The organism is Bacillota bacterium, assembly GCA_040755295.1.
In the GTDB taxonomy this organism is placed as follows: Bacteria; Bacillota; Desulfotomaculia; order Desulfotomaculales; family Ammonificaceae; genus SURF-55.
In genome coordinates this window covers 1-10,377 of the sequence record JBFMBK010000027.1, presented here as the reverse complement: position 1 = coordinate 10,377, position 10,377 = coordinate 1, and the positions used below count along the sequence as shown (strand labels likewise).

The following is a 10,377-nucleotide window of genomic DNA, read 5'->3' as shown; positions in this document are numbered from 1 at the left end:
TCTCGTTTCAGAATAGCACAAATGGGTTTTCACGTCTACTGGGCAGGATAAGCCGCGCGAAAGAACGTATAGGGGCGGGAGCTATTATAGTGGCGATGGAGCCGTCAGGGCATTACTGGAAGCCGCTATGCAGGGCCCCGTCTGTCAAGGCTACCCTAACGGTGCCGCCAGGGGGGAGAACCTCCGGGGAACCTCCTTGGCACATGACAAGAGGAGGACAGAAAAGGTTATTTTTAGTTCTTTGATGTCAGGTGGATCTCAAGAGCCCCCGATTTGAGACATCGTCCAATTTGAAACTATTCTTGGGTGGGGGAAACCGGATACCCTCCATTAGGGCATGACCCTGTTTCGAAGTAACGGTGCCCCACCCGCTCCCATTATGCTGTACGAAGGAATGTTAGGGCAAAGACCCAGTGAGGCGTGATAGGGTAAGCAGGGAGCGAACAAGTGGGTAGACCACCCAAGAAATATTTTAAAAATGTGAAACAACGAGCTTTTTAAAGTATGATCCTAAAACATTGAGATAGGAGGAAAACGATGGCGGAAGATTACCAGGTCATCCTCGGTGAACTGGCGCCCTGCGGGCTGGACTGTTCCCGGTGCGCCAGGTACGGCGGCGGCGAGATAAAGAAGCTCGCCGCGGAACTTATTAAGCGGCTGGAGGGCTTCGAGAAGGCCGCGGCGAAGATCGGCGATTTCGTCCCGGCGCTTAAAGGCTATCCTCAGTTCCGGGAGATCCTGAACTTCTTCACGCAGGCGGACTGCTCCGGCTGCCGTTACGGAGAAGCCCCGTTCCCTCTCTGCGCCGCCAAAACGTGCTTCAAGGAGAAAGGCGTGGACTTCTGCTTCCAGTGCGGCGAATACCCCTGCGAGCGCAACCGCTTCCACCCGGAGCTGCACGACCACTGGCGTCACAGCAACGACCGGATGAAGGAGATCGGCGTCGAGGCCTACCATCAAGAGCAGAAGAAGAAACCGCGGTATTAGAAACAGCTATGGAAATAAACATCGGGCAAGCAAAGGGCAGGACTTATGTCGAGGGCAAACAGGGTTGTCTTATCGTTCAAGAGGAACGGGACGTGCTCGACCTGCTGGCGGAATGCGGGCAGAACGACACCCAACTTCTTATGCTGCACCATGAGAACATTAATCCGGACTTCTTTGATTTGAAAACCGGCTTCGCGGGGACCGTCCTGCAGAAGTTTTCGACGTATTACATGAAAGCCGCGCTGGTGGTCGATATGGACCGGATTAAGAGCGAGCGGTTCAAAGAGCTTATCTACGAGTGCAACAAGGGCGGTAATATCCGCTTCTGCAAGGAAAGAAGCGAGGCGGAAGACTGGCTTGTGAGCGGGTAGAACGGGACGCGGCGCCATCATGCTCCGGCAGTCAATGGGGATGCCGGAGTCGGGCCGACCCGGATTAAGGCTTTATTTTCTTAGGTTTAATGGTTTTCACACACTTCTCTGTCGCCCTCTTCCAGAGGGAAGGACCACGGTTTTCCACTTCTAATACGACAACCTGGGGGTCCGGTGCATTAACCGGTCCATTTTTCATATCGGTATTCTTTTCGTTGACACCGATATATTTCTTGTAGAAATAATCCACGTAAACAACAGCCATGGTAATACCGAAGATAGAGTGTCCGATAAACGTGCTTATATTGGATAAGGGGTCGGAGGGCGCGTACGCGATAGTGTGAGGGAGGTTGTGGTAGAGAATCCCGTAAAAGAACAGCCAGGCCGTTATTCCAACGCCCCAGCCTTTTAACACGTAGCTGTTCCGGCCCCTCCACTCCAACAGTAAACCCATTATTACGCCGAATACCCCGGCAACCGATAAATCAACAATAACCCCTAAAACCGTTCCCCAGAAAGTGCCGATATCCGGGACATCAACAAGTAAGGATGCGCCTACATTCCAGATATAAATCTTTGCAAACCCGATTTGCTTTGCCAGAAAACTATAGGTATCCCTGACCAGTACCGCGATAATTCCCGAGGCGACCCATAGGGTAAAGGGGTCATTGGGGCTTTTCAAGGATTTCTACCTCCAGTTAGTCTTTAGTATTCGACTGTGTCACATCGTTATACACCCGTTCACTTCCGGGCCTATTCCTGCCTGCATAAGCTGGTTTAAAAAAATGATAAGTATCAAAGAAAGGAAGCAATCCTGTTGCCGTTTGTTCCACGGCGCGCTGTGCTCCGCGCCGACGCGACATCGGCTTGCCGCGGAGCGAACCACGGCGCGCTTATAGAGCCTGACTTTACCCTCCTAATGTTGTTTGGTTGGGTGATAAACAGCGCTTTTCCATACTATCAACTTCTTTCCTTGATTACGGCACGATGTGCGCGCCTGTTGTCCAGCACTCAGAAATAATATAGCGCGAAAGAAACACAAGGCTTTGACTTTGTTCTTATCTTTAACTCGACTGAGTGCTGGGCGCGTCTTCACCGTGTCCGCGTAAGCGGATCTACGGCAGAGCGCGCACTTGCGGACAAACGGCAGTAGTTTTAGGGCGGCATGAGGATAGAAAATAAATAATATTTCACACTACGATTGTTTTTAGCATTTAATAAGACTTTGGTTAACAACTTAACCAACAAATATTAATGTTGATAGAGGAACACGGTAGCAATGGCTATTGTAATATATTTCCTTGACACTGTACTTATCAACTATACAATACGGCCAATAGAGAATTAGGAATATTTACCGAAAAGGATAGGAGATTAGGGGATGCTCAGGCAGGAAGCACGCCCAGAAGGCAACCGTTTCCGAAGACAAGCCGCCAGAAGTTCCACCTGGAATTACTCCGTCTGAGAGCAGTAGAGGTAGCGGGGAGGAACCAATAGAGCCGACCCACCCACCATTCGCCGCGTTCTTTGCTCCAGACGCCTCTCAACTATCGGATGACCAGATTAAGGACATCGTAAATCGGCAGGTGCAATTTGACCTTGGCAAGACAAACCTGAGCGATCAGTATAACGTGTTGTTTATTTTTGATAGAGCTTCAATCGTAAGAGCGGATGCCGATAGAATTTACAATGCCGCAACCAAGGCAGATCCAGAGAAAACTATTCTGTTAGTTATAAGTTCCCCGGGCGGTGACATCGCTGCAGCTTACTTTATTGCTAAACTCTGTCGCGAATACACCAAGTGCAACTTTGAAGTCGCCGTTGGAGCACAGCCCCGCCGGTCGACAACCGGCAGTAAAGAGGCCTTTGTAGTGAAGTCCTACATCTAAGGCGCTGAGTCAGTTGAGATTAATCTTAGTATACAAAGGTGGAATCCAGATGGCTAAGAAAGGTTTTCAAGGCATGCTGCCACCCACAGATCCGCCAGAGGAGAATATTGAAGCGTGGCTTAATTATTTTGCTCAGCATAAGGTGCGATTTCGACGCTGGACAGACCCCGTTTCAAAGAAGGTTCAAATAATAATAAGACGTAATGAAAAAGAATTGGGGGGTGGGGGAAAACACCTTTTTGGAAGTGTTACCCGCCAGGGAATTATCGATGCATTTTAAAAAAAGTATGGAACAATTGGTGCTGTTAATTCTGCAATAAAAAGCCGAGAGTAATCTTAAAAACCGCTGCCTTTATATACGAGAAGGTCACAAAAGGGAGACAGGCCGTGGAAGACAGAGTAAAGGTGACACAGAGGGGGTGCGCCTGTGGAGGACTCGGCACTAGATACGTTCGTGAGCGATGTAGACACGCGGTTCGCGCCGGTCGTCATGGCACTTGATCGCGCCGTCTCGGACGCGGATTCTAAGATTACCGCCGCAATCAAGTGGCGGCAGCTTACATATGCGCTTGCCGGCGACTTCCATCACTGGATCTGCGCCATCGCCGTCACGAAGAAAGCGGTCAGCCTCCGGTTTCACTTCGGCGGGCTGCTCGACGACCCGCATAACGTCTTTCGGGCGGGATCGAGCAAGTTTCTTAGAAGCATCGACTTCGCTTCGGCAAATGATCTCGACCCGCAGCTTGTCACCGACTACGTGCGCCGGGCGCTCTCGCGGTTGGACTACTTCAAGGCCAACTGGCGCAAATTGCAGGGCTCGTCCTGACGGCAATCCCGGGTCGGCTGTTCCGCCTTAAATAGGACGGCCGGGAGTTGACCGCGGCATTGCGGCGGCTCAGTCTCAGCCGTTAAATAAATACGATAAAAAAGACGAGGGCAACATGAACCATAAAACCGAAATCAAGTTTCACTCAACAGCCGCTTTCGTAAAGAACATTAAGGTCGCAAAAAGGTTTTACACGGAAACGTTAGAACAAGTCATTGAATTAGATTTTGGCAAAAACGTTATCTTAAAAGGCGGGATAACGCTCTGGGAGATCGACCCCGATCATATAATTCCTAAGAAGCTGGGGCTGGGTCCGGATATTGACGAAAGAATCAACCGGTTCGAATTATACTTCGAAACCGAGGATATCGACGGGGTATGCGAAAAATTGAAGGAAAACGGCGTGGAGTTTCTCCACTTACTTCACGAAGAACCGTGGGCCAGAGAACCGTAAGGTTTTTCGATCCCGACAGGCATCTTATCGAAGTCGGAGAGGCTATGGGGACGTTTATTCAACGGCTTCATAGAAAAGGCATGACACCCGAAGAGGTGTCTAAAAAGACGTCAGTACCCTTGGAAACGGTTAGAGAGCTGATAAATCGATGATACCCCATAATCCATCGTTTGGTCTTACCGCTATTCCGCTGTAAATCATGCCGCAGCAGGTGATTCCCGGCCTTGTACGGTGCGTGCCTATAGCCGAGCTTTTCCCGCTCGCCTTCGCGGGGGCGTCCTGCTCATCTGTGCGTCGGTTTTCATTGGAACCATTCCCTTGACAGTTAAACAACGAAAAAAAAGCGCTGTTGTCAACAGCGCTCTGAAGGCTTGCGGCTTTAAGCGACAATACTCACTTGTGAATGACTATGCTGCCGCCGCCAAGCTCTGTTTCCGTCTGGTTGTCGTAGACAACGTTTTCCGTACCGTCGGGGTTTTCGGACCAGATCTTGATGCGGAACTTATCAGGTCCCGCCGCCCCGGTTAATCGGCCGTCTACAGCGTATAGCATGAACCGGTAGGTCCCGGAGTCGTTGACCGTGCCCCACCCCTTATACTGCAGTATTAATAACCCTTTTCGGCACCAATCCCACCTCCTTACAACTTCACAAATAGCGCAAGGTTTTCGGTCCTTTAAATCGCCTCCTCAGAAAATAGATCAAACCACCAAGACGCCAAGAACGCCATGATTTAAGACAATAAATATCGGATATAACTGGGAAATGCTATTTCCAACGTTAATTTTCATTCCTTGTTGTTCCGCCGTAAGCGGCATGGGGGACTCCTTACCGGAAAATTCTCATTCAGAGACTTCAGAAAAAACAAAAACCGGCCTCAGTATGATGGCCGGTTTCGCTATTTGCTCCCCGGGGCCCAAGCGACCACGTCAGGTGCTGCAACGTGTTATAAAACAACCTCACGGCTTCCACCAATTAAATATCGGAACCCGTTTTTAACTTTATTACAAAATGAGATTCGACGTGCAGGATGGTTCCCCTCTTTTTTTAAAGGGGGATAAGTCCTGGTAGGCTTACCTGCGACTATGCGGGTCTTGGAACTTGTGACTCGGTAGTACGGGCGAAAGAGGTCTTCGACCAAAGTCGATTAACAATAATCAGTCAGCGGTTTCATAACGAACGCGTCTTACGGAGCACCATGGCATATCCACCGTAGGATTTTCAAGATGGGCGGGTCATATGGCGGCGTGTTGTTGCACTTAAGTCGTTGGGAAGAAGCGACCTTGCAGTGTTGTAGGGAAATCACGTCCCGTGGCCAATTGTCGCAACTTCTAACACAATTGGCGTATATTCAGTTGGATAGTTACCATATTGTAAAAGACCTGAGGATCTCCTCTGCTTGCTTTACGTATATCAACGTTGGTCAGTGCTTATACGAAGGGGCGCCCCAGTACCAGCCTTTCACTTTGCCGTATTTGACCAGGTTGTCGAATATCTTCAACTCGTCCGTCATGAACCCCATGAACATATTCCTCAGGCTGTCGCTGCTCATCATGCGCAGGGTTTCGGCGTGCGTCTCGATGAAATACTGGACGCCGACGAGGATGATGCGGTACATCATCTCGTCCCGCATCGCCTCCGCATTTACCGCGGTGTTGATGCCGAACGGCGGCTTCGGCGGCAGAATGATACCGTAGTCCTTCATTATTTTTGTCGTTTCTTTTATCTGCTTACCCAGTACGTTGGATACCGTGTACTGTACCAGAATCTTGAACTCGCTGTCTGTTATGTAATTCTTAAAGATCTCCGTCATTTCCAGATAGATGTAACGCAGGGTGAGAAAGTTCCAGAGCGCGTGGACTTCCCCGGCGAGAATGGGTTTATCCACCGGCTTGCCGGCGCCGAAGACGGCCGTTTTGATGTCCGAAATGGACGGCAGCTTAAAACACCCCTTTTGGCAAAGTGGTCATGTGCCTGCTTTTTTGTATCAGCCCTGCGCTTTGTAAGCGGGCGGGGCCAACACCCAGCCCTTTACCTTGCCGTACTTCATCAGGTTGTCGTGGATTTTCATTTCGTCGATCATGAATTCCATGAAGAGGTTCCGCAGGCCGTCGCTGATAAAGAGCTTGATCGCCCGCAGGTGCACGTTCATAAAGTTACGGATCCCTGCCAGCAGCAGGTTGAAAACCATTTCGTCGCGCCAGATATCGGTATCCGCCGCGGTGGGCACGCTTTCCGGCGCACCTTCGGGAAACGGGATGCCGAAGGTGGACATCAGGCTGTTGACCTTTTCGATCTGCGTCCGCATGGTATCTCTGAGACCTTTGGCGACCAGCATTTTAAAATCGGTGTCTTTAATGTTGTTGAGACAGATCAGTGTGAGTTCCAGGTAATCGTGGCGCTGCTGCAGGTGTTCCCACAGCATGTGCGCCTCACCGGCAAAAAGTTTCGCCTGGCGCTGAGCGACGTTCGCACCGGTCACGGCATCGTAGATGTCCGACAACTGGACCATCAAATATCACCTCTGTGTTAGTGTTGGTATGCAGGGGCGCCCCAGTACCAGCCTTTTATTTTACCGTACTTCACCAAATCATCGAAGATAGTTAACTCCTCCTTCATCCACCCCATGAACAGGTTCCTCAGGCCGTCGCTGCTCATCATGCGCAGGGTTTCGGCATGTGTTTCGATGAAATACTGCACGCCGACCAGGATGAGGCGGTACATCATCTCGTCCCGCATGGCTTCGGCATTTACCGCGGTGTTGATGCCGAACGGCGGCTTCGGCGGAATGGCCAGGCCGTAGTCCTTGAGGAGAGCTTCCACTGTCTGGATCTGTTTGTTGAGTGTAGCGGAAACGGAGCGGGACGCCAATTGCTTAAAGTCTATGTCTTTAATGTAGTTTTTGAAGATGTCCGTCATTTCGAGATAGAGATACCTCAAGGTGAGAAAGTTCCAGAGCGCGTGTACCTCGCCGGCGAGAATGGGTTTGTCCACCGGTTTGCCGCCGCCGAGGACGGCCGTTTTAATGTCCGATACTGAAGGCAATTTCAACACATCCTTCGAAAATAAGCGTTGTTTCGGTGGGCGCGGCGATGAGCTTCGCATTATTGCGTTAGGCTCACCGGCGGGTCCTCACGTATTTCCGTATACGCTCCGGCCCGTCCGGTTGCGCCTTCCTTGTATTGCTCGCTCCTCGCCGCGTTCCGCCTTTGTTTACGTTACTACTTCTAAGTAACCAGCTTAAGGGTCCTCATTTTTCATTCGACGTGGTGCCGCCTAAGGCGGCATCGGGTACTCCCTTGAGAATAGTAATGCCTTGCCTCCGCAGCTTTATGCGCGAGGATTCCCAAACGAGCGTAACCTCAGCCGACGCCCTCGCTCAGCGAAAGACCGGCGAGGCATGAAAATGATATAATATCACTATGAACCCGAAAGGAAAGAGTGGATTTACGGGATATATCGTTTGAACCGGAGGTAATGCCTATGTTTGAGCTGCCCGAGTTTGTGACACTAGCCGGACAGATCAATGAAACCCTTAAAGGCAAGGTAATAAAAAGGGGGCACCTGGGCGGCGTCCCCCACAAGTTTGTGTGGTACAACAGGAGCCGCGACGAGTTCGAGGCGCTGACGAGGGGTAGAACGGTCGGGGAAGCGCGGGCTGAAGGCAAATGGTTGTTTGTTTCCCTCGATCCGGGGTACCTTCTGGTGTTCGGCGAATGCGGGGGGAAGGTGCTGTATCACCCTCCGGGGTCCAAGGAGCAAAAGAAGTATCATTTATGCCTCTTTTTCGAAGACGGCTCTTTTTTCACCGCCACCACGCAGATGTGGGGGGCGATGGAACTGTACGAGAAGGGAAAAGAGCACGACAGGCAGTACATCAAAGACATAAGGACCACTCCCGTAGAGCCGGGGTTTACTTTCGAATACTTCAGCGCGCTTATAGACGCCGTGCTGAAAACGGAAAAAAAGAGCGTTAAAGGGCTTCTGACCCAGGACCAGCTGATTCCCGGACTGGGGAACGCCATCGCCCAGGACATTCTTTTCAGGGCGCGTCTTCACCCCAAACACCCGGTCGACGGTCTCGACAAGGATCAGAGACGGCGGCTGTACCACGCCATACGGGAAACGGTGCGCGAGGTCATCGAAAAGGGCGGCCGGTACGACGAGTATGACCTTTACGATAATCCGGGAGGATATGTCCGCGTAATGGACAAGCGGGCGGTCGGACTTCCCTGCCCGGAGTGCGGCGGGCGGATAGAAAAGATGCAGTACCTGGGCGGGGCGTGTTATTTCTGCCCCGACTGCCAGAAGTAAGGAAGTTCTAGCCGGCTTTTGCGGCCAAGTTGAGCTTGACGGTGAGACCCGGTGTATCCTATAATAAGGTGCGGTGCTGGGGTAGCTCAACGGCAGAGCAGCTGATTTGTAATCAGCAGGTTGTGGGTTCAAATCCCATCCCCAGCTCCAAAATTGGAGGTTAGAAGTTAGGAGTTGGAGGTTGGAAGTCAGAGGAGGGGATTCGCAGCGCGAATCCTTGCAAATGGTAAGTATTTTAGTTTGAAAAAGGGCTTGCGATGTGTTAGAATTAAGTTTGTGACATCGCGGGGTGGAGCAGCAGGTAGCTCGTCGGGCTCATAACCCGAAGGTCGTAGGTTCAAATCCTACCCCCGCAACCAGAAAACAGAACCCGCAGCGACAGCGGGTTTTTTTATTGGCCACCAGAAATACGATAATACTTTTGGCGTTATTACCCGGCACCCAGAGACCGAGTGCTGGATTGGCGGTAATGCGAAGCTTATCGTCGCGCCCGTCGAAAGAACGCTTATTTAGAGGAAGAAAAGCCGGAGCGGCTGCCGCTTGACATCGCAACGGCCATAATTTAAAATACTATTTGCGGGTCGGCCGCGACTATACGCCCATATAGCTCAGCAGGTAGAGCGCATCCTTGGTAAGGATGAGGTTCGCCGGTTCGAGCCCGGCTATGGGCTCCATAAACAAGGCGGCGTAGCTCAGCTGGTTAGAGCATACGGTTCATACCCGTAGTGTCCGGGGTTCAAGTCCCTGCGCCGCCACCATGATCGCAGCCTGAACGACATGTTGTTCAGGTTTTTTTGTTTTCAGGTTTACCGACCGGCTTCACCTTCCCCCAGGCACTCAAATCGGTGCGCAAAAAGTGGGTAGTTATACGGATAACTAAAATGAATACAAGCGTTTCAATACTTCATTGAGTGCTGGGTTGTTTTTCACGGCCTGCAGGAATTCCGTTCCGTTTTGGTGTTGAAGTTTTTAACGCCCTTCCGGAAGGAATTCTCCGTTCAAGCTCGAATAATCATTTCTGGCCCGCGTATGACCGCGTTGAGACGAGGATGGTTTTAAATACGCGCGTTAAGCGGGAGATACCATTATTCACTTAGTCTATGGAGGGTAAGGAATTCATGGCAAAGCAGAAATTTGTTCGGACGAAGCCGCACGTAAACATCGGGACGATCGGGCACGTAGACCACGGCAAGACGACGCTGACCGCGGCGATAACCCTGGTGCTGTCCCAGAAGGGGATGGCGTCGTACAAGAAGTACGACGAGATCGACAACGCGCCGGAAGAGAAAGCGCGCGGGATCACCATCAATACGGCGCACGTGGAGTATGAGACCGAAAAGCGGCACTACGCGCACGTGGACTGTCCCGGTCACGCCGACTACATCAAGAACATGATTACCGGCGCGGCGCAGATGGACGGAGCGATTCTGGTGGTATCGGCCGCAGACGGGCCGATGCCGCAGACGCGCGAGCACATCCTGCTGGCGCGGCAGGTGAACGTGCCTTACATCGTGGTTTACCTGAACAAGGCGGACCTG

The 10,377-nt window shown here is 51.4% G+C and carries 12 protein-coding genes, 4 tRNA genes and 1 pseudogene; 12 read left to right on the top strand and 5 right to left on the bottom strand.

Translation table 11 applies throughout. The features are described from left to right. The first annotated feature begins 537 nt into the window (after positions 1-537). Complete coding sequence (locus AB1500_12990) at positions 538-987, top strand: DUF3795 domain-containing protein (GenBank protein ID MEW6184062.1); 450 nt, start codon at positions 538-540, stop codon at positions 985-987. Positions 988-995: 8 nt separating this feature from the next. Beyond that, positions 996-1,358 (top strand): DUF4180 domain-containing protein, encoded by a 363-nt coding sequence (locus AB1500_12985; protein MEW6184061.1) that lies wholly within the window; start codon positions 996-998, stop codon positions 1,356-1,358. 64 nt (positions 1,359-1,422) lie between these two features. Here AB1500_12985 and AB1500_12980 read toward each other — a convergent pair whose 3' ends face one another. Then, the gene (locus AB1500_12980) at positions 1,423-2,040 is read right to left on the bottom strand and encodes a hypothetical protein (protein ID MEW6184060.1); all 618 of its coding nucleotides are present in this window, start codon (positions 2,038-2,040) and stop codon (positions 1,423-1,425) included. 1,256 nt (positions 2,041-3,296) lie between these two features. Here AB1500_12980 and AB1500_12975 point away from each other — a divergent pair. From AB1500_12975 to AB1500_12965, 3 genes are all read left to right on the top strand, one after another. Beyond that, on the top strand, positions 3,297-3,527 hold the full coding sequence (locus tag AB1500_12975; protein MEW6184059.1) for a hypothetical protein: 231 nt from the start codon (positions 3,297-3,299) through the stop codon (positions 3,525-3,527). Between the two features lie 174 nt (positions 3,528-3,701). Then, positions 3,702-4,073: a DUF1801 domain-containing protein gene (locus AB1500_12970; GenBank protein ID MEW6184058.1), complete on the top strand. Its 372-nt coding sequence runs from the start codon at positions 3,702-3,704 to the stop codon at positions 4,071-4,073. Positions 4,074-4,188: 115 nt separating this feature from the next. Then, positions 4,189-4,527, top strand: coding sequence for a VOC family protein (locus tag AB1500_12965; protein MEW6184057.1), 339 nt, complete (start codon positions 4,189-4,191; stop codon positions 4,525-4,527). Between the two features lie 393 nt (positions 4,528-4,920). On the opposite strand, the gene AB1500_12960 is transcribed toward AB1500_12965, so the two are convergent. Further along, complete coding sequence (locus AB1500_12960) at positions 4,921-5,079, bottom strand: hypothetical protein (GenBank protein MEW6184056.1); 159 nt, start codon at positions 5,077-5,079, stop codon at positions 4,921-4,923. 527 nt (positions 5,080-5,606) lie between these two features. Between AB1500_12960 and AB1500_12955 the strand changes: the two are divergent. Further along, positions 5,607-5,749 (top strand): annotated as a pseudogene (locus AB1500_12955) (vancomycin high temperature exclusion protein). Positions 5,750-5,948: 199 nt separating this feature from the next. On the opposite strand, the gene AB1500_12950 reads toward AB1500_12955, so the two are convergent. From AB1500_12950 to AB1500_12940, 3 genes are all read right to left on the bottom strand, one after another. Further along, entirely contained in the window at positions 5,949-6,413 is a 465-nt protein-coding gene (locus AB1500_12950) for a DUF3231 family protein (protein ID MEW6184055.1), read from the bottom strand. 99 nt (positions 6,414-6,512) lie between these two features. Next, positions 6,513-7,037: a DUF3231 family protein gene (locus AB1500_12945; GenBank protein ID MEW6184054.1), complete on the bottom strand. Its 525-nt coding sequence runs from the start codon at positions 7,035-7,037 to the stop codon at positions 6,513-6,515. A 17-nt stretch (positions 7,038-7,054) separates the two neighbouring features. Then, the gene (locus AB1500_12940; GenBank protein ID MEW6184053.1) at positions 7,055-7,570 is read right to left on the bottom strand and encodes a DUF3231 family protein; all 516 of its coding nucleotides are present in this window, start codon (positions 7,568-7,570) and stop codon (positions 7,055-7,057) included. 438 nt (positions 7,571-8,008) lie between these two features. On the opposite strand from AB1500_12940, the gene AB1500_12935 reads away from it, so the two are divergent. From AB1500_12935 to AB1500_12910, 6 genes are all read left to right on the top strand, one after another. Beyond that, positions 8,009-8,839 (top strand): DNA-formamidopyrimidine glycosylase family protein, encoded by an 831-nt coding sequence (locus AB1500_12935; protein ID MEW6184052.1) that lies wholly within the window; start codon positions 8,009-8,011, stop codon positions 8,837-8,839. Between the two features lie 75 nt (positions 8,840-8,914). Further along, positions 8,915-8,989 (top strand) — tRNA-Thr (locus AB1500_12930). Positions 8,990-9,122: 133 nt separating this feature from the next. Beyond that, positions 9,123-9,198 (top strand) — tRNA-Met (locus tag AB1500_12925). Positions 9,199-9,436: 238 nt separating this feature from the next. Beyond that, positions 9,437-9,513 (top strand) — tRNA-Thr (locus AB1500_12920). Between the two features lie 7 nt (positions 9,514-9,520). Then, positions 9,521-9,597: transfer RNA gene (locus AB1500_12915), tRNA-Met, on the top strand. A 360-nt stretch (positions 9,598-9,957) separates the two neighbouring features. Beyond that, the coding region (locus AB1500_12910) for a GTP-binding protein (protein ID MEW6184051.1) at positions 9,958-10,377 on the top strand (420 nt) is incomplete at its 3' end.